Genomic DNA, 18,493 nt, shown 5'->3' with positions numbered 1-18,493 from the left:
GCGCAGCGGACGGGACTCGAACCCGCGACCCCCGGCGTGACAGGCCGGTATTCTAACCGACTGAACTACCGCTGCGCTAAACACTTGAAACGAATGGTGGGTGATGACGGGATCGAACCGCCGACATTCTGCTTGTAAGGCAGACGCTCTCCCAGCTGAGCTAATCACCCTTCGCTTCGGTGTGGCGCGCATTCTACGGAGCGCCCCTACCTCTGGCAAGCACTTTTTTAATTAATTTTCTGATGCCTTCCAAAGGCTTAGAGAAGGGTTGGCCTATGGCACACGGAGGACAATAATGCCCGCCTTTGTATATAAGGAGAGACTTACCCCATGTGGTTCAAAAACCTGCTTATCTATCGCCTGACCCAAGATCTGCCTGTTGATGCCGAGGCGTTGGAGACTGCACTGGCCACCAAGCTGGCGCGTCCATGTGCAAGCCAGGAGTTGACCACCTACGGTTTCGTCGCACCGTTCGGCAAGGGCGAAGATGCCCCGCTGGTGCACGTCAGCGGTGATTTCCTGCTGATCAGCGCGCGCAAGGAAGAGCGTATTCTGCCGGGCAGCGTCGTGCGTGATGCAGTGAAGGAAAAGGTCGAAGAGATCGAGGCCGAGCAAATGCGCAAGGTCTATAAAAAGGAACGCGACCAGATCAAGGATGAAATCATCCAGGCCTTCCTGCCGCGCGCCTTTATCCGTCGCTCCTCGACGTTCGCCGCCATCGCGCCGAAACAGGGCCTGATCCTGGTTAACTCGGCCAGCCCGAAGCGCGCCGAGGACCTGCTGTCCACCCTGCGGGAAGTGATCGGCACACTGCCGGTGCGCCCACTGACTGTGAAAATGTCCCCGACAGCGACCATGACCGAGTGGGTCACCACCCAGAAAGCCGCAGACGACTTCTTTGTGCTGGACGAGTGCGAACTGCGCGACACCCACGAAGACGGCGGCATCGTGCGTTGCAAGCGTCAGGACCTGACGAGCGAAGAAATCCAGCTACACCTGAGCACCGGCAAGGTGGTCACTCAATTGTCGCTGGCCTGGCAGGACAAGCTGTCCTTCGTCCTCGACGACAAGATGGTGGTCAAGCGCCTGAAGTTCGAAGACCTGCTGCAAGACCAGGCGGAACAGGACGGTGGCGATGAAGCCCTCGGCCAACTGGATGCCAGCTTCACCCTGATGATGCTGACGTTCGGTGATTTCCTGCCGGCGCTGGTCGAGGCGTTGGGTGGGGAAGAGACTCCGCAAGGCATCTGATTATCGAAATCGGCGGCGCCTGCAAAAAGATCGCAGCCTGCGGCAGCTCCTACATTGGAATGCGTTTCCTTGTAGGAGCTGCCGCAGGCTGCGATCTTTTTTTGCGAGCAGCGTATGCTTAGCTCCCTAACGCTTTCTTACAATAAGGATCTGGCCATGCGTGCACTGGCTGCATTGAGTCGTTTTGTCGGTAACACCTTCGCCTACTGGGTACTGATTTTCGCCGTCGTGGCATTCCTGCAGCCGGCCTGGTTCATCGGCCTCAAGGGCGCCATCGTGCCGTTGCTGGGGTTGGTGATGTTCGGCATGGGCCTGACCCTCAAGCTCGACGACTTCGCCGAGGTCGCCCGCCACCCGTGGCGCGTGGCCTTGGGCGTGGTGGCGCATTTCGTGATCATGCCTGGCGTGGCGTGGTTGCTCTGCCAGGCGTTCCATTTGCCCCCGGAGATTGCCGTCGGCGTGATTCTGGTCGGTTGCTGCCCAAGCGGCACCTCGTCGAACGTGATGACTTGGCTGGCACGCGGCGACCTGGCGTTGTCGGTGGCCATCGCTGCCGTGACCACCCTCCTCGCTCCGCTCCTGACACCCGCCTTGATCTGGCTGCTGGCTTCGGCCTGGCTGCCGGTGTCGTTCATGGAGCTGTTCTGGTCGATTCTCCAGGTAGTGCTGCTGCCGATCGTACTGGGTGTCGCTGCCCAGCGACTGCTCGGCGACAAGGTTCGCCACGCTGTGGACGTGTTGCCTCTGGTTTCGGTGGTGAGCATCGTGATCATCGTCACCGCCGTGGTGGCCGCCAGCCAGGCGAAAATTGCCGAATCGGGCCTGTTGATCATGGCCGTGGTCATGCTGCACAACAGCTTTGGTTACCTGCTGGGTTACTTCACCGGGCGCCTGTTCAAATTGCCACTGGCCCAGCGCAAATCCCTGGCGCTGGAAGTCGGCATGCAGAACTCAGGGCTGGGCGCCGCCTTGGCCAGTGCGCACTTTTCGCCTTTGGCGGCGGTACCGAGCGCGTTGTTCAGTGTCTGGCACAACATTTCCGGGGCGTTGCTCTCGACGTATTTCCGTCGCATGAGCGAGAAGCAGGATCGTGAAGTCGCCGCGCGACAGGCGACCGACTGAACCGAAACTTGATCCCAGGGTTAATGCTGGGCACTATATTGCGCAACGCGAGGACGACCTCGCGGCTCGATCGAGTCATTAACCTTGGGGACGACCCCGTCAATGGATGGAGGTCTTCCATGTCCTGGATCATTCTGTTTTTCGCCGGCTTGTTCGAAGTCGGCTGGGCCGTTGGCCTCAAGTACACCGATGGTTTCAGCCGCCCTCTCCCTACGGCATTGACCGTTGCCGCCATGGCCGTCAGCCTTGGCTTGCTCGGCCTTGCGATGAAGGAGTTGCCGCTGGGCACGGCCTATGCGATCTGGACCGGAGTGGGTGCAGTCGGCACCGTGATTGCCGGAATCATTTTGTTTGGCGAATCCATGGCGCTGGTCCGTCTGGCCAGTGTGGCATTGATCATCACCGGCCTGGTGGGGCTTAAAGTCAGCGCCTGACTACAGCCCATCTGCAAAAAAGCCCGCCTCCTGTCACCAGGGGCGGGCTTTTTCATGAACGCCAATCTGTCAGCTTTCGGCCATCTCCAATCGCTCACGCATCACCGAGGCCTTTTCCGAATGCTCCAACTGCATGCAACGCTCCAGGAACAGGAACATATAGTCGTAGCTCTTGCACACGGCCTGGCGCAATTCGATTTGCAATGACTTACTCGGATTCATCCCGGCCAGGGTGCAGATAATTTCCAGCGCTTCCCAAGGGTGGGCATCGTCATACTGGGCGTGCATCTTCAACCATTTCATGGCCCGCTTGCGATCCTCCTCCGGGAAGGCTGCCGCGTACAGACCATTGGAACAGACCACCGCCGACCACTCACCGGTCGCGCCTTCGATGGCGTAGTTGGTGGCAGCAATGGCAACGATCAGCGAATCGGCGGAACTGGTGTGCCAGCACCAATGGCTCAAGGCGTGAAGCTCGGGGGCCACCTGCTGCGCCTGCAGATCTTCCAGGCTGACGCCGTGCGCACGGCTCCAGTTCACCCAGTAGTCGGCGTGGTTGAGTTCGACACGGATGTTGCGCATCAACCAGCGACGCGCCATGTCCTCGCCCGGGTGGCGGGCAAAACGGGTCTTGGTCAGGTTCTGCGCCATGTATAACGCGAACTGTTCGACCACGGGCCAGCCCCCGATAAGGTACTGGCGCATCGTCTTGGCACTGAGTCTGTTATCTCGCATGCGCTGATACAGCTCGTGCTCTACAACCCGGCGCTTACTCGCGCTGCAATCCTGAATCAGGCGCTGGGCCCAGTCGGGATAACTTGCAGCTTCCATGAGTGGTCCGGTTCGGTTGAATGTCTCGATCACTGTCGGGCTCCTTTTGATTGTGATTGTTCCGATCAACGAGAGACTTCAACGGAACGTGCCGGGCGCCTTGAACAACAGGGGCTGCGGCCTGGCTGGACGACTTTTCAAGCTATCGCAGGTAAACAGATGCGGGCGTTCAATGACATACCCTTGAGCGTAATCAACTCCGATATCCAGCAATGCCTGCTCGATCTGGGGCGTTTCAACAAACTCGGCAATCGTACGCTTACCCATGACATGACCGATGTGGTTGATCACTTCGACCATGGCGCGGTTAATCGGGTCGTCCAGCATATCCTTTACGAAACTCCCGTCGATCTTCAGGAAGTCTACAGGCAAATGTTTCAAGTATGCGAACGAGGACATACCGGCGCAAAAGTCATCCAGGGAAAACAGACACCCTAAACCTTTGAGTTCGTTAATAAATTTAATTGCACTCGCCAGATTGGAAATGGCGCTGGTTTCAGTGATTTCAAAACAAATTATTTCAGGTGGTATGGCGTAACTAATGAACTGTTGACGCAGGAAGTCCAGGAACGCTTCATCTCCTATAGTTGTGCCTGACAGATTAATCGCACACATCGCTAAAGGCTCGTTGTGCTTTTCGGCCATACATTGGGCAATGATCTTGAACACGTTCTTTACAACCCAACGATCCAGGGTCGTCATCAAGCCATAGCGTTCTGCTGCCGGAATAAAACTGTCCGGCAATATCATGCGACCCGCTTCATCATGCAGACGCAGCAGGATCTCGATATGCCCGCCACCTTGTTCGACATGACCAAGCGGCGCGATTTCCTGGGCGTACAGACAAAAACGGTCTTCTTCCAGGGCCATGTGCAAGCGCTGCACCCAGGCCATCTCGCCAAAGCGCAGGGACAGCTCCGAGTCGTCGGCGTGATATACCTGAACCCGGTTGCGGCCCTTTTCCTTGGCCATGTAGCAGGCCATGTCAGCCGCGCGCAGCGAGACTTCCAGGGTGGTCGGATGGGCATTGATGTGCACCAGGCCGATGCTCACGGTGGTCACGAACGGCCGCCCCTTCCAGACGAAGTGCAGGTTCTGCACGGTCTGGCGCAACCCCTCGGCAATTTTTTCAGCTGCCTGCGGAGCACAGTTCTCCAGCAGGATGCCAAACTCGTCGCCGCCCAACCGGGCCAGGGTGTCGCCCTCGCGCAATCCGGATTGCAACAGTGCACAGATATGCCGCAGCAACTCGTCACCCGCCGCGTGTCCGCTGGTGTCGTTGACCAACTTGAACTGATCCAGGTCGAGGAACATCAAGGCGTGGCGCCCCGATTGTCGCGTCAGGCCCTGCAGCGCCTGTTCCAGACGGAATTCGAACTCGCGGCGGTTGGCGAGCCCGGTCAGCGCATCATGGGTCGCCTGCCAGGAGAGATTGGCAATGTATTGCCGCTCCTGGGTCATGTCATGCAGCACCAGCACGGCACCGCTGACCTTCCCGGCATTGCGGATCGGCGCCCCGACCAGGGTGACCGACACCGTGCTGCCATCAAGGCGCTGAATGAGCTTGGAATGTTCGCTGCCGCCACTGAGCTGACCGCTCAGGATGTGCTCGATCAAGGTAAAACCATCGGCTTGGGCATTGTCATCCAGCAGATTGAACAGCGCCGCCAGCGGCAACCCGCTCGCCTGTTCGGCTTTCCAGTGGGTCAAGGCTTCGGCGGCCGGATTCATGTAGGCGATCGCGCCCTCGACATTGGTGGTGATCACCGCGTCGCCAATCGATTGCAGGGTGATTTGCGCCCGCTCCTTCTCCAGCTGCAGGGCGTCGGCAAAAGCGTGCCGCTGCTTGAGCAGCTTATGTGTGCGCAGCAGCGCCAGGGCGATCAGGCCGAGGGCGGTGGCCAGATTCGTTGCCAGTAGCAGGCGCATGATCATCCGCGAGCCTTCGCCAAGGGCATCGCTGAAGGCCTTCGCCGCCGGCGTCACCCCGTTGTTGATATCGAAAATCTGTTCTTTCCAGCGCTGGATGTCGTCAGGATGGGCCGGCTTGATGCTGATGTGGCGGTGCATGTCCCTGGCGACATCATCGAGTTGATCAAGGTACGCATCACCCACGGTCCAGCGATCGATGGCTTTCTCGAGGTAGCTGAAATGGCGAAAATTGAGGTAAAGCCAGATCAGGCTGGGAACGTCATCGGGGTGGTTGCCACCCTTGAGAATCGCCAGCCTGGCCGCTTCGATATCGGGTGGCTGCTGGTCAAGTGCCAGACGCAGCTCATGCCCGCCCTGAGGGACGGCAATGGCCTCCTGATACTTGAGGAATTTGCTCTCATCGCGACTGTCGGCATACAGGTTGAGGTAATAGATCGCGTCCTTCTGGCCCTTGGACCACAGGCTTTCGCCAGCAACATAACCGCGCACCGCCGACAATACATAAAGACTGACGCCCCCCAACAGGGCCTGAAATAACACAACGGCAATAAAAGGCCAGACGATGCCCAGCAACCGTGGCGTTCCGAGAGTCCGCGCTTGATTCATGAGGTCCCTTTGTTTAGCACTGCCAGATCATCATCCACGTGATCGCTACAGCTAGACTAGGGGGCCTTCCGCATCCCAGCAAGCGTCAACCCTCCTCCTCTTGCAGGAAAGTCCACTCGAGGTGCCTGGCACTGACTCAGTGCTGCTGCAAATGCCCATAAAGCTTGGCGTACAAACCACCATCGGCAATCAGCTGCTGATGGTCGCCATCCTCGGCGATCTGACCGCCGTCAAACACCAGCACCCGGTCGGCCTGTTTCACCGCGGACAAGCGGTGCGCAATGATTAACGTGGTGCGATGGCTCAAGAACCGCGCCAGCGCCTGGTGCAGGTTGTATTCGGTGGCGGCATCCAGGGCCGAGGTGGCCTCGTCGAGAATCACCACCTTGGGATCGGCCAATACCATCCGCGCAATGGCCAGGCGTTGGCGCTGGCCGCCGGACAAGCGCACGCCGGAACGCCCGACGATGCTGTCCAGGCCATTGGGCAACTCGCGTACAGTGGTGTGCAGTTGGGCGATTTCCAGTGCTTGCCAGCAAGCCTCGTCGCTGCGCTCACGCCCCATGGTCAGGTTTGCGCGCACCGTGTCGTTGAACAGCGCCGGGTGTTGCAGGACCACGGCGACATTTTCGCGCACGGTCTCCAGGCCGATCTCCTGCTGGGTCGAACCGCCGAAACGGATGGTCCCCGCCAGCGGCGTGTACAAGCCCAGCAGCAACTGCACCAGTGTGCTTTTGCCGCCACCGCTGGCACCGACGATCGCGACTTTTTCACCGGGAGCGATCGACAAATCCATCTGGTTCAAGACCAGTTCGTCGCCATAGCCGAAACTCAATCCCTGAACTTCGATGCCAACGGTTTCGCGACCTTTGAACGGGTCGACACCGCCTGGGTATTGCGGCTCATCAGCCCGGGCAAGCAGCTCGTTGATCCGCGATAATGCGCCGCCGGCGGCGTAATACGCGTACTGCAAATTCAGAAGCTGCTCGACCGGACCGATCATGAACCACAGGTAGCTGAATACCGCGAGCATCTGGCCGATGGACAGGTCGGAAAACAGCACGGTAAGCATCGCTGCAGCACGAAAAATATCGATGCCGAACTGGAACAACAAACCGCTGGCCCGGTTCGACGCATCGGTTTTCCATTGCGAGTTCACCGCATAATCGCGAACGTCCCGGGCGCGTCGCCCCAAACGACCGAGGAAAAAGCCCTGGCGGTTACCGGCGCGCACTTCCTGGATCGCGTCCAGGGTTTCGGTCAATGCCTGGGTGAAGCGCGAGGTGCTGTCGTTCTCGAGTTTCTTCAGGTGCTTGACCCGCTTGCCCAATTGCACCGTGGCGTAGATCACCAGCGGATTGAACAACAGGATCAGCAGCGCCAGCTGCCAGTGCATCCACACCAGAATGCCCGCGGTGCCGACCAGCGTCAGCATGGCCACCAGGAAACGACTGAGGGTTTCGCCGACAAACTTGTCCAGGGTGTCGAGATCGGTCACCAGGTGCGTGGTCACCGTGCCGCTGCCCAGGCTTTCGTATTCCCCCAGCGAAATACGCTTGAGGCGTTCGATCAGACGGATGCGAATACGGTAGACGATGTCCTTGGCCAAGGAGGCGAACAAGCGCGCCTGCACCACGTTGAACAGCAATGCCGCGCACCGCAGGGCCAGGGTCACCACCAGCATCAGGCCGATGTAGCCCGCGGCTTTCTGCCAGGCCTCGGGCAGCGCCAGGTTCATGATTTTCAGCGCGGCGTCGCCGTGCCCCAGCAACACTTCGTCTACCAGCAATGGCAGGAGCAAGGGAATAGGTACGCTGCACAGGGTCGCCAACACGGCTACACCGTTGGCGATCCACAGGGATTTCTTGTGATGAAGAGCCAGACGACGGATTTCTGCCCAGCTCAGCCGGTCGACACGTTTAACGGTTGGGGTGTCGTTGGCGGGATCATGCACAGGCGGCACGCTCCAGCCAGCGACCGAGCAAGGGGGACAGGACGCCAAGCGGCTGGTAGCCATTGGTCAGCAACGCCAATTGACCATTGCGTTCAGCCAGCAACGTCGGGAAACCGGCGATGCCCAGGTCCTGGACCCAGGTGAAATCGGCAGCCGTCGCGGCGTGCGTATCGGCACGGTCGAAAGCGGCGGCGAACTCGATGCGCGGCAGCCCGGCCTGTTCCGCCAACTCCACCAGAACGCTGGCGTGGGTGACATCGCGGCCTTCGGCGTAAAACGCATGCTGGATCAATCCCAGCAGCTTCCACGCGCAATCCGGTGCCAGGCCGCGTGCCGTCACCAACGCCCGGCAGGCCGGCTCGGTGTCATAGACGAAGCCGTCGGGCAACGCGCCGTCGAGCTTGAAGGGTTGCCCCGTGGCCTCGTTGACCGCCTGCCAGTGCTCCAGAATATAACGGCGGGTGGTCGGCTCCAGGGCCGAACCACTGCCGGTGCGCAAACCACCTACCACCAGGTGCACGTCCACGCCTGCGGCTTGCGCCTGCTCGACCAACGCGTTGGCCACCGGCGCGAAGCCCCAGCACCAGGAACACATCGGGTCCATCACATAGAGCAGGCGTGCAGACATGGTTCAGGCCTCGGTGGATGCTTGCTTGTAGTTGTAGCCGATCGGGTGCGGCATGTTGCGTGCCTTGGCCAGTTCGATCTGCTTTTGCCGGTCGATGGCGCTGCGACGGGTTTTCTCGCTCAGCGTATTCCAGCAATGCGGGCAACTGATCCCGGCCACATAATGCTCGGAGGCGCGATCTTCGACGCTGACCGGTGTGCGGCAGGCATGACATTGATCGTAGTCGCCTTCGCTGAGGTCGTGGCGAACCGTCACGCGGTTGTCGAACACGAAGCAGTCGCCCTGCCACTTGGTTTCTTCCTGAGGCACCTCCTCGAGGTATTTCAGGATGCCACCCTTGAGGTGGTAGACCTCATCGAAGCCCTCGCTGAGCATGTAGCTCGACGCTTTTTCACAACGAATGCCGCCGGTGCAGAACATCGCCACCTTCTTGTGCACGGTCGGGTCGAAGTTGGCTTTGATGTAGTCGGGAAACTCGCGAAAACTGGTGGTTTTCGGGTCAATTGCACCTTCAAAGGTGCCAATCGAGACTTCATAGTCATTGCGAGTATCGATCAACAGGACTTCCGGATCGCTGATCAGCGCATTCCAGTCCTGCGGATCGACGTAGGTGCCGACTTTCTTGTTCGGGTCCACGCCTTCAACGCCCAGGGTCACGATCTCTTTCTTGAGCTTGACCTTGGTGCGGTAGAACGGCTGCTCGTCGCAGTACGACTCTTTATGGTCGATGTCGTCCATGCGCGGGTCGTTCTTGAGCCAGGCCATCAGCCCGTCGATGCCTTCGCGGCTGCCGGACACGGTGCCGTTGATGCCTTCTTCGGCGATCAGCAGCGTGCCTTTGATGCCGTTGTCGACCATGGCCTTGAGCAGAGGCTCGCGCATGGCGACGTAATCTTGCAGGGTGACGAACTTATACAGTGCCGCCACGACAATCTGTTGTGTCATGGGTAAATCTCCAGGTGGCTACCCTCGTAAGGGGTGAACCGGATGCGAAAAAAAACGCGCCGCAGGAGCGACGCGCTGAACATTCTAACAAAAATAACGCAATCCCTGTAGGAGCCGGCTTGCTGGCGATAGCGTCACCGCGGTGATTCAGCAGAACCGCGGTGATGCTATCGCCGGCAAGCCTGGCTCCTACAAGGGGGGTATCAGTGTTTGCTGCCACCGGCACAAGTCGGCGAGGCCGGGGCCGCGTCGATTTGCGCCCATTCCTCAGGCGTGTAGGTATGCAGCGCCAAGGCATGGAACTCGCCCATCAGCTCGCCAAGCGTGCCGTAGACCTTCTGGTGGCGCTTGACCCGGTTCAAGCCTTCGAACTGCGCACTGACCACCACGGCCTTGAAGTGTGTTTGCAAACCACGGCTGTGCATGTGGCTTTCATCAAGCACCTGCAGATACTCGGGCTGTAGCAAACCCAGTGTCGATTCAATGCGTTGTTGCATGGTCATTCCCAACTCCGGCTCAAGGCTTTTTCTTGGCGGGAGCGGCGCCTTTAGGCTCCAGCTCGGCGGTCATGTCAGCCAGCAGCTTGTTGACCACAGGCACCGCGCTTTCCAGCTTGGCCTGGGTCATCTGGGCCGACTGCTGGGTCAGCTGCGGCATTTTCTCCAGGACTTTCTTGCCCAGTGGCGACTGGTAGAACGCGACCAGGTCCTTGAGCTCAGACTCGGTGAAGTTGGTGGTGTAGAGCTTGACCATGTCCGGTTTCAGCTTGTTCCAGCCAATGGCTTGGTCCAGAGCAGCGTTGGCCTTGGCCTGGTAGGTTTCCAGTACGGCTTTTTTCGATTCGGGGGCTTTGGTTTGCTGGAAGCGCTGGGCAAACATCTGCTGTACTTGCATGTACACCGGAGTACCCAGTTTGTCGGCATGCGCCAGGGTCAGGAAAGCCTCGGCACTGGCGTTGTGGCTGGCGGTATCGGCAAAAACAGGGCCGCTGGCGCAGACCAGTGCAACCGCGGTACAGATGGCACGAAGACGAGTCATCGAGTTTCCTTTTCTAGCAGGCGAGGTAAAACCCCAAGGACGTCCATTCTGCGCCTAAAAAACTCTGTCGCTCAACCCCAAGCCTTGTCGCGCCTGATTTAGAGGGGTTGAATCAGCAGAATCCAGACTGATGGAACCACGGCCGACGATCACGGCCTAAACTGCGCAATCAGACCTACAGGAGTGTGCATGATGAGCCGAATCGAAACCGACAGCCTGGGCCAGGTGGAAGTCCCGGATGAGGCCTATTGGGGTGCTCAAACGCAACGCTCGCTGGTCAACTTCGCCATCGGCGACGAACGGATGCCGCTGGCGGTACTGCACGCCTTGGCACTGATCAAGAAAGCGGCGGCACGAGTCAACGACCGTAACGGCGATTTGCCCGCCGACATTGCCAGACTGATCGAACAGGCGGCCGATGAAGTGCTCGACGGCGAGCATGACGATCAATTCCCGCTGGTGGTCTGGCAGACCGGCAGCGGCACCCAGAGCAACATGAACGTCAACGAAGTGATCGCCGGGCGCGCCAACGAGCTGGCCGGCAACCCACGCGGCGGCAAGTCCCCGGTGCATCCCAACGATCACGTCAACCGTTCCCAGAGTTCCAACGACTGTTTTCCCACAGCCATGCACATCGCCACCGTACAGGCGGTGCAACAACACTTGCTGCCGGCGATCAGTGAGCTGTCCGGTGGCCTGGCCGAGCTGTCAGCCCGCCACATGAAACTGGTCAAGACCGGCCGCACCCACATGATGGACGCCACCCCCATCACCTTTGGCCAGGAAGTCTCGGCGTTCATCGCCCAGCTCGATTACGCCGAACGGGCGATCCGCAGCGCGCTGCCGGCGGTCTGTGAACTGGCCCAGGGCGGCACGGCGGTCGGTACTGGACTGAACTCGCCCCACGGCTTCGGTGAAGCGATTGCCGCGGAACTTGCCGCGCTTTCCGGCTTGCCGTTCATCACCGCGCCCAACAAGTTTGCGGCCCTGGCCGGCCATGAGCCGCTGACCTCATTGTCCGGCGCGCTGAAAACCCTCGCCGTGACGCTGATGAAAATTGCCAATGACTTGCGCTTGCTGGGCTCCGGCCCGCGCGCCGGCTTCGCCGAAGTGAAACTGCCGGCCAACGAACCGGGCAGCTCGATCATGCCGGGCAAGGTCAATCCGACCCAGTGCGAAGCACTGTCGATGCTGGCCTGCCAGGTCTTGGGCAACGACGTGACCATCGGCTTCGCAGCGAGCCAGGGTCACTTGCAGCTCAATGTGTTCAAGCCGGTGATCATCCACAACCTGCTGCAATCGATCCGCTTGCTGGCCGATGGCTGCAGCAACTTCCAGCAGCACTGCATCGCCGGCCTGGAACCCGACGCGGGGAAAATGGCTGAGCATCTGGAACAAGGGTTGATGCTGGTGACAGCGTTGAACCCGCACATTGGTTATGACAAATCGGCGGAGATTGCCAAGAAGGCTTACAGCGAAGGGCTGACATTGCGTGCGGCGGCGTTGCAACTGGGGTATCTGACCGATGAAGAGTTCGATGCCTGGGTGCGGCCGGAGAACATGTTGGAGGCCGGGGCCAAGGGCTGAGTTCTTTAGTGCCTGATAGTCCGCTTTCGCGAGCAGGCTCGCTCCCACAGATTTTGTGTCGACTGCAGTATTTGCGACCGACGCCAATCCTTGTGGGAGCGAGCCTGCTCGCGAAGAACGATAACGCGGTCTAACTGGCCGCCATCCGCACCTTGCGAGCCTTGAGCCCGGCCATCAACGAGGGCCCCAACGCCACCAATGCCGAACCCAGTACCACCAACACCGCCCCGCCGTAACCCAGGCCATTGATGGTTTCGGCGTGCACGTACTCCGGCCACCACCAGGCGGCCAGTGCCACTGCGCCAAAAGTAACCAAGGGTGTAATGGCCAGCGTCGCACTCACCCGCGACGCCTCCCAATGCGCCAGCGCCTCGGCAAAGGCGCCATAGGCGATCAGGGTGTTCATGCAGCACGCCAGCAACAGCCAACCTTGCAACGGGTTAAGTTGCAGGGCTTCCAGCGGATGCACCCAAGGCGTCAGCAACAGCCCGCAAAACAGGTAGATCACCATCATCACCTGCAACGAATTCCACACGGTCAGTAACTGCTTCTGCCCCAGCGCATAAAATGTCCAGACCGTGGAGGCCAGCAACACCAGCAGCACACCGGCGGTATAGTCGCTCAACGAGGTCAGCAACTCACTCAGGCGCTGGTTGAAAAACAGCGCAAAGCCGATCAACAACACCAACAAGCCAATCCCCTGCCCCAGGCTGAACCGCTCCTTGAACACGAACACACTGGCGATCAGCAACATGATCGGTCCCATCTGCACCACCAGTTGCGCGGTGCCTGGGCTGAGCAGGTTCAACCCCATCAGGTACAGCACGTAGTTGCCCACCAGGCCAAGCACTGCCATCAGCACCAGCCAGCCGCCCCGTGGCCCGAGCGCTTTGCGGCTCGGCAGGCGCCCGGTCGCCGCGAGGTAAATGAACAGGCAGCCACCGGACACCATCAGGCGAAACCAGGTCACCGTGACCGGGTCCATCACCAGCAGCACCTGCTTGAGTTTGATCGGCAGGATTCCCCACAACAGCGCGGTCAGCAAGGCCAGCAACAGCCCATAAACCCAGCGACCCGATGAAATGTGCATGCGAACCCCAATCCGGAAAACAAGTCGCACCATTCTAGGCGCTGTGCCGCGCCGCACACAGGGACAGTTACCGCTTGGCCGCGAATGAAACTGTGCAGGTCGCTACATGCCGCTGGCCGGTCGAGCAGGCGGCTAACGCACCGCCTCGAACAACCCGGTAGCCCCCATCCCACCGCCTACGCACATGGTGACGACGCCGTAGCGCAGATTGCGCCGCTGCAACTCGCGAACGATATGCCCGACCTGACGCGAACCGGTCATGCCGAATGGGTGGCCAATGGAGATCGAGCCGCCATTGACGTTGTACCTGTCATTATCGATCTCCAGCCGATTGCGCGCGTACAGGCACTGCGAGGCGAATGCTTCGTTGAGTTCCCACAAATCGATGTCACCCAGGTGCAAGCCCTTGGCCTTCAGCAGTTTGGGCACCGAGAACACCGGGCCGATGCCCATCTCGTCCGGTTCGCAACCGGCCACGGTGAATCCGCGGAAGAACGCCTTGGGCTGCAAGCCCAGCGCCAGGGCTTTCTCCAAGCTCATCACCAGGGTCATGGAGGCACCGTCGGACAACTGCGAGGAGTTACCGGCGGTGACCGAGCCGTCTTCGAGGAATACCGGCTTCAACCCGGCCAGGCTTTGCAGGGTGGTATCGGGACGGTTGCAGTCATCGTGATCCACGACCCCTTCGAGAATCTGCACTTCGCCTGTGGCCTTGTCTTCAACCCGGTACTTCACCGGCATTGGCACGATTTCATCGTCGAATAATCCCGCCGCTTGTGCCTGGGCAGTCCGCTGCTGACTTTGCAGGGCGTAAACATCCTGTTCTTCGCGACTGACGTTGTAACGTCGAGCGACGATTTCGGCGGTCTGGCCCATCGGAAAGTAGATGCCCGGCACCTGCTCCTTGAGCAGCGGATTGATCAGGTGATCGGTGTTGATGCTTTTCATCGTCAGGCTGATGGACTCGACGCCACCGGCAACGATGATGTCGCTGCAACCGGAGGCGATCTGGTTGGCGGCAATGGCAATCGCCTGCAAGCCCGAGGAGCAGAAGCGGTTGAGGGTCATGCCGGCGACGCCGATGCCCAGGCGCGACAATACAGCGACGTTACGCCCGATGTTATAGCCCTGGGAACCTTCGTTGGAGCCGGCACCGACGATGCAGTCCTCGACACTGGCCGGATCGATGCCGGTGCGCGCCAGCAAGGCGTCGACACAATGCGCCGCCATGTCATCGGGACGGGTCATGTTGAACTTGCCGCGAAAGGATTTGGCCAGGCCGGTCCGCACGCTGTCGACGATCACCACTTCACGCATGGCATACCTCATTGTTGTTGTCGGTTGAGAGTGGATCGAGCATAAGCCCACCCAATAACCGACCGCGACAATCATTCACCTCGCGTATGCGCAACCATCGCCTGACTACTTGCCCTTGCGCTTGCCCGATTTTTCGAACGCCTCTTCCAGGGCGTGGTTGATGGTGCGCAACACCTTGACCCGCGCCCAGCGCTTGTCATTGGCCTCCACCAGCGTCCAGGGCGAGATCTCGGTGCTGGTGCGGTCGACCATGTCGCCGACGGCGCTGCGATAGTCGTCCCACTTGTCACGGTTGCGCCAGTCGTCTTCGGTGATCTTGAAGCGTTTGAACGGAATCTCTTCACGCTCCTGGAAACGCTCCAGTTGCGTCTGCTTGTCGATGGCCAGCCAGAACTTGACCACAATCACCCCGGCGTCGCTCAGTTGCTCCTCAAAGTCGTTGATTTCACCGTAGGCACGCAGCCAGTCCGCCTGGGAGCAGAATCCTTCGACGCGTTCCACCAACACCCGGCCGTACCAGGAACGGTCGAACATGGTGAATTTGCCCCGGGCAGGAACATGCCGCCAAAAACGCCAGAGATACGGCTGCGCCCGTTCCTCTTCGGTGGGCGCGGCAATCGGCACGATACTGTATTGGCGCGGGTCCAGGGCCGCAGCCACGCGGCGAATCGCCCCACCCTTGCCCGCCGCGTCATTGCCTTCGAACACTGCCATCAATGCGTGTCGGCGCATGCGTTTGTCCCGCATCAAGCCGGAGAACCTGGCCTGCTCGGTAATCAGTTGCTCTTCATAATCGCCCTTGGCCAACTGCAAGGTCAGATCAAGGCTGTCCAGCAGGCTCAATTGATCAACGCTGGGAAACACAGGCGCGACGTTGACTTTTTCCGGGTGGATTTGCGGTCGATTCAGGGCGTTCTGCAAGCCTTCGAGCAAAATCTTCCCCACCACCAGGCTGCGATAATGCGCATCCTTTCCGGCGATCACATGCCACGGTGCATAGTCGCGGCTGGTGCGCCGCAAGATGCGCTCGCCGTATTTCACGAAGCGATCGTAGGTTTCGGACTGCTGCCAGTCCAGCGGGCTGATGCGCCAGCTGTGCAGCGGGTCGTCGGCCAACGCCTTGAGGCGTGCCTTCATTTGTTTCTTGGAGAGGTGGAACCAGAATTTGAAGATCAATGCGCCTTCGTCGCAAAGCATTTTTTCCAGGCGTTCGGCGCCGTTGATGCCTTGATCGAACCTGGGGTCCTTGATCACGCCGTGAACCCTGGCCTGCAGCATCTGGCTGTACCAGTTGCCGAAGAAAATGCCCATGCGGCCCTGGGCCGGAAGCATCCGCCAATAGCGCCAGGCCGGTGGCCGCGCAAGCTCCTCGTCAGTTTGCTGATCGAAGGTGCGGACCTCGATCAGGCGCGGGTCCATCCATTCATTGAGCAACTTGACCGTCTCGCCCTTGCCGGCGCCTTCGATGCCGTTGATCAGGATGATCACCGGAAACCGGCTCTGCTGGCGCAGTTCGAATTGCGCTTCAAGCAAGGCTTCACGCAAGGCCGGCACTTCGGCGTCGAAAGTTTCTTTATCAATGGCGTGATCGATTTCAGCGGATTCGAACATGAGCGGCTCCCTGGCAGATGTGAGCAAGACTAGTGGATTGAGCTCTCCTGCGGGGGAGAAATCCCATTTTCATCGCATGGGTGATTGCAGGTCTTGCCATGGATCATGCCCCCTGCCGCGATCGGATAGAATGGCGACCTTGCCGTTACCGAGCCTGCCATGAAACCTGTAATGCCCCACGCCCAGATCGACTGGGACGACCAAGGGCTCCCGCGCTCGCGGGTGTTCGACGATGTGTATTTTTCCGACCTGTCAGGGCTGGACGAAACCCGCTACGTGTTCCTGGAACAGAATGCCTTGGGGGAGCGTTTCGCGGCGCTTCCAGCGGGCGGTCGATTGGTGATTGGCGAAACCGGGTTCGGTACCGGATTGAATTTCTTGTGCGCCTGGCAGTTGTTCGAGCAGCACGCTGCGGCCGGTGCACGGTTGCATTTTGTCAGTGTCGAAAAGTACCCGCTGAGTCTTGCCGACCTGCAACGAGCGCTGGCGTTGTGGCCGGAACTCAAGCCGTTGGCCGATCAACTGCTGGCGCAGTACAGGGCGATCCACCAGGGCTTCCAGCGCCTGGTCCTGGATAACGGCCGCGTCACGCTCACCTTGCTGATCGGCGATGCACTGGCGTTGCTACCGCAATTGGACGCGCAGATCGACGCCTGGTTTCTCGACGGCTTCGCCCCGGCGAAAAACCCCGACATGTGGACCGCCGAACTGTTTGCCGAGCTGGCCCGACTGGCGGCGCCCGGTTCAACCATCAGCACCTTCACCAGCACGGGTTGGGTGCGTCGCCTGTTGAATGCCGCCGGCTTCAAGATGAAACGAACGCCCGGCATCGGCCACAAATGGGAAATCCTGCGCGGCACCTTCCTCGGCTGGCCTGCGGAAAACCCGGCACCCGCTGCGGCGAAACCCTGGTTTGCCCGCCCGGCCTCGCTCACCTTTGAGCGTCGCGCGCTGGTGATCGGTGCCGGGTTGGCCGGTTGTGCCACGGCTGCCAGCCTCGCTGCTCGCGGCTGGCAGGTGAGTCTGCTGGAACGTCACGATGCGCTGGCGCAGGAAGCCTCGGGCAATCCCCAGGGCGTGCTGTACCTCAAGCTTTCCGCCCACGGCACAGCGCTGTCGCAATTGATTGTCAGCGGCTTCGGTTACACCCGGCGCTTGCTTGAGCATTTGCAACGGGGCGTTGACTGGGACGATTGCGGCGTCTTGCAACTGGCCTTCAATGCCAAGGAAACCGAGCGTCAGGCGCAATTGGCGACGGCGTTCCCCAGTGACTTACTGCACACACTCGATCAGGCACACGCCGAGGCTCGCGCCGGTATCGCACTGCCATCGGGGGGCCTGTTTTACCCCGAAGGCGGTTGGGTACACCCGCCTGCGCTGTGCCAATGGCAGGCTGGGCAATCGAACGTTGAACTGCTAACCCATCACGATGTGCTGGAGCTGCGCCGCGTGGACGGCGGTTGGCAAGCGTGGGATGGCGACAGCTTGTTGGCCGACGCACCCACCGTGGTGCTGGCCGGTGCCGCCGAGATCAAGCGATTCACCTACAGCAGCGAGTTGCCGCTCAAACGCATTCGCGGACAAATCACCCGTTTGCCCCAAACGACCGAAAGCCGGACGCTGAATACCGTAGTGTGCGCCGAAGGCTATATCGCGCCGGCACGCCTGGGCGAACACACGCTGGGGGCGAGTTTCGATTTCAACAGCGACGACCTGACCCCGACCACTGCCGAGCATTTGGGTAACTTGCAGATGCTCGAAGAAATCTCGCTGGATCTGGTCGCTCGGCTCGGTGCGCACACCTTGCAAGCCGATGAACTTGAAGGTCGTGCAGCGTTTCGCTGTACCAGCCCGGATTACCTGCCGATTGTCGGGCCACTGGCCGACAGCCAGGCATTCGCCGACGCCTACAGCGCCTTGAGCAAGGATGCCCGACAAACCCCGGACATCCCTTGCCCCTGGCTGGATGGCTTGTACGTCAATAGCGGCCACGGATCGCGAGGATTGATCACAGCGCCACTGTCAGGCGAATTGATCGCCGCGTGGCTGGATAACGAACCGCTGCCATTGCCCAGGACCGTCGCCGAGGCTTGCCATCCGAACCGTTTCGCCTTGCGCCGATTGATTCGAGGCAAGGCGTAAAGCGA

At 60.1% G+C, this 18,493-nt stretch carries 15 protein-coding genes and 2 tRNA genes; 5 read left to right on the top strand and 12 right to left on the bottom strand.

All coding sequences use genetic code 11. The features are described 5' to 3' along the window. Window position 1: 1 nt before the first annotated feature. Together AC1Q8Q_RS21770 and AC1Q8Q_RS21765 are read right to left on the bottom strand one after the other, a co-directional pair. Window positions 2-75: transfer RNA gene (locus AC1Q8Q_RS21770), tRNA-Asp, on the bottom strand. Window positions 76-94: 19 nt separating this feature from the next. Continuing rightward, window positions 95-170, bottom strand: a tRNA-Val gene (locus AC1Q8Q_RS21765). A 160-nt stretch (window positions 171-330) separates the two neighbouring features. On the opposite strand from AC1Q8Q_RS21765, the gene rdgC reads away from it, so the two are divergent. From rdgC to sugE, 3 genes are all read left to right on the top strand, one after another. Next, entirely contained in the window at window positions 331-1,251 is a 921-nt protein-coding gene (gene rdgC, locus AC1Q8Q_RS21760; protein ID WP_008060875.1) for a recombination-associated protein RdgC, read from the top strand. 156 nt (window positions 1,252-1,407) lie between these two features. Then, entirely contained in the window at window positions 1,408-2,373 is a 966-nt protein-coding gene (locus AC1Q8Q_RS21755) for a bile acid:sodium symporter family protein (protein WP_020799999.1), read from the top strand. 119 nt (window positions 2,374-2,492) lie between these two features. Continuing rightward, window positions 2,493-2,807, top strand: coding sequence for a quaternary ammonium compound efflux SMR transporter SugE (sugE, locus tag AC1Q8Q_RS21750; protein ID WP_008060873.1), 315 nt, complete (start codon window positions 2,493-2,495; stop codon window positions 2,805-2,807). Between the two features lie 69 nt (window positions 2,808-2,876). Here sugE and AC1Q8Q_RS21745 read toward each other — a convergent pair whose 3' ends face one another. The 7 genes from AC1Q8Q_RS21745 to AC1Q8Q_RS21715 all read right to left on the bottom strand — a co-directional run bounded on the left by AC1Q8Q_RS21745 (window position 2,877) and on the right by AC1Q8Q_RS21715 (window position 10,741). Then, complete coding sequence (locus AC1Q8Q_RS21745) at window positions 2,877-3,671, bottom strand: iron-containing redox enzyme family protein (RefSeq protein ID WP_033043101.1); 795 nt, start codon at window positions 3,669-3,671, stop codon at window positions 2,877-2,879. Window positions 3,672-3,716: 45 nt separating this feature from the next. After that, window positions 3,717-6,176, bottom strand: a complete 2,460-nt coding sequence (locus tag AC1Q8Q_RS21740) for an EAL domain-containing protein (RefSeq protein WP_168758779.1) — start codon at window positions 6,174-6,176, stop codon at window positions 3,717-3,719. A gap of 136 nt (window positions 6,177-6,312) precedes the next feature. Further along, a complete protein-coding gene (locus AC1Q8Q_RS21735; RefSeq protein ID WP_020799995.1) occupies window positions 6,313-8,130 on the bottom strand; it encodes an ABC transporter ATP-binding protein in 1,818 nt (605 codons plus the stop codon). Next, window positions 8,123-8,725, bottom strand: coding sequence for a DsbA family protein (locus tag AC1Q8Q_RS21730; RefSeq protein ID WP_173667180.1), 603 nt, complete (start codon window positions 8,723-8,725; stop codon window positions 8,123-8,125). Before AC1Q8Q_RS21730 ends, AC1Q8Q_RS21735 begins: the two co-directional genes overlap by 8 nt. A gap of 36 nt (window positions 8,726-8,761) precedes the next feature. Continuing rightward, window positions 8,762-9,703 (bottom strand): oxygen-dependent tRNA uridine(34) hydroxylase TrhO, encoded by a 942-nt coding sequence (gene trhO / locus AC1Q8Q_RS21725; RefSeq protein ID WP_020799993.1) that lies wholly within the window; start codon window positions 9,701-9,703, stop codon window positions 8,762-8,764. Window positions 9,704-9,906: 203 nt separating this feature from the next. Next, complete coding sequence (locus AC1Q8Q_RS21720) at window positions 9,907-10,206, bottom strand: BolA family protein (RefSeq protein WP_020799992.1); 300 nt, start codon at window positions 10,204-10,206, stop codon at window positions 9,907-9,909. A gap of 13 nt (window positions 10,207-10,219) precedes the next feature. Further along, entirely contained in the window at window positions 10,220-10,741 is a 522-nt protein-coding gene (locus tag AC1Q8Q_RS21715; protein ID WP_020799991.1) for a DUF2059 domain-containing protein, read from the bottom strand. 192 nt (window positions 10,742-10,933) lie between these two features. Between AC1Q8Q_RS21715 and AC1Q8Q_RS21710 the strand changes: the two genes are divergently transcribed. After that, window positions 10,934-12,328, top strand: a complete 1,395-nt coding sequence (locus AC1Q8Q_RS21710) for a class II fumarate hydratase (RefSeq protein ID WP_179054191.1) — start codon at window positions 10,934-10,936, stop codon at window positions 12,326-12,328. A gap of 130 nt (window positions 12,329-12,458) precedes the next feature. Here AC1Q8Q_RS21710 and AC1Q8Q_RS21705 read toward each other — a convergent pair whose 3' ends face one another. The 3 genes from AC1Q8Q_RS21705 to pap all read right to left on the bottom strand — a co-directional run bounded on the left by AC1Q8Q_RS21705 (window position 12,459) and on the right by pap (window position 16,346). Then, complete coding sequence (locus tag AC1Q8Q_RS21705; RefSeq protein ID WP_020799989.1) at window positions 12,459-13,418, bottom strand: DMT family transporter; 960 nt, start codon at window positions 13,416-13,418, stop codon at window positions 12,459-12,461. A gap of 132 nt (window positions 13,419-13,550) precedes the next feature. Further along, window positions 13,551-14,735: a thiolase family protein gene (locus AC1Q8Q_RS21700; protein ID WP_492615479.1), complete on the bottom strand. Its 1,185-nt coding sequence runs from the start codon at window positions 14,733-14,735 to the stop codon at window positions 13,551-13,553. 105 nt (window positions 14,736-14,840) lie between these two features. Next, window positions 14,841-16,346, bottom strand: a complete 1,506-nt coding sequence (gene pap, locus AC1Q8Q_RS21695; protein ID WP_492615478.1) for a polyphosphate:AMP phosphotransferase — start codon at window positions 16,344-16,346, stop codon at window positions 14,841-14,843. A gap of 159 nt (window positions 16,347-16,505) precedes the next feature. Here pap and mnmC point away from each other — a divergent pair, with 159 nt between their 5' ends. Beyond that, a complete protein-coding gene (mnmC, locus tag AC1Q8Q_RS21690) occupies window positions 16,506-18,488 on the top strand; it encodes a bifunctional tRNA (5-methylaminomethyl-2-thiouridine)(34)-methyltransferase MnmC2/FAD-dependent 5-carboxymethylaminomethyl-2-thiouridine(34) oxidoreductase MnmC1 (RefSeq protein WP_492615477.1) in 1,983 nt (660 codons plus the stop codon). The last annotated feature ends 5 nt before the right edge of the window (window positions 18,489-18,493 follow it).

The organism is Pseudomonas sp. GW823-FHT06B06 (genome assembly GCF_058795195.1).
This window is presented reverse-complemented; position numbering and strand designations above follow the sequence as displayed.

Coding starts and splice junctions, on each gene's coding strand:
- rdgC (WP_008060875.1), top strand. CDS start 331: ATGTGGTTCAAAAACCTGCTTATCTATCGCCTGACCCAAGATCTGCCT.
- AC1Q8Q_RS21755 (WP_020799999.1), top strand. CDS start 1,408: ATGCGTGCACTGGCTGCATTGAGTCGTTTTGTCGGTAACACCTTCGCC.
- sugE (WP_008060873.1), top strand. CDS start 2,493: ATGTCCTGGATCATTCTGTTTTTCGCCGGCTTGTTCGAAGTCGGCTGG.
- AC1Q8Q_RS21740 (WP_168758779.1), bottom strand. CDS start 6,176: ATGAATCAAGCGCGGACTCTCGGAACGCCACGGTTGCTGGGCATCGTC.
- AC1Q8Q_RS21730 (WP_173667180.1), bottom strand. CDS start 8,725: ATGTGTTCCTGGTGCTGGGGCTTCGCGCCGGTGGCCAACGCGTTGGTC.
- trhO (WP_020799993.1), bottom strand. CDS start 9,703: ATGACACAACAGATTGTCGTGGCGGCACTGTATAAGTTCGTCACCCTG.
- AC1Q8Q_RS21720 (WP_020799992.1), bottom strand. CDS start 10,206: ATGACCATGCAACAACGCATTGAATCGACACTGGGTTTGCTACAGCCC.
- AC1Q8Q_RS21715 (WP_020799991.1), bottom strand. CDS start 10,741: ATGACTCGTCTTCGTGCCATCTGTACCGCGGTTGCACTGGTCTGCGCC.
- AC1Q8Q_RS21710 (WP_179054191.1), top strand. CDS start 10,934: ATGAGCCGAATCGAAACCGACAGCCTGGGCCAGGTGGAAGTCCCGGAT.
- AC1Q8Q_RS21705 (WP_020799989.1), bottom strand. CDS start 13,418: ATGCACATTTCATCGGGTCGCTGGGTTTATGGGCTGTTGCTGGCCTTG.
- AC1Q8Q_RS21700 (WP_492615479.1), bottom strand. CDS start 14,735: ATGCGTGAAGTGGTGATCGTCGACAGCGTGCGGACCGGCCTGGCCAAA.
- pap (WP_492615478.1), bottom strand. CDS start 16,346: ATGTTCGAATCCGCTGAAATCGATCACGCCATTGATAAAGAAACTTTC.
- mnmC (WP_492615477.1), top strand. CDS start 16,506: ATGAAACCTGTAATGCCCCACGCCCAGATCGACTGGGACGACCAAGGG.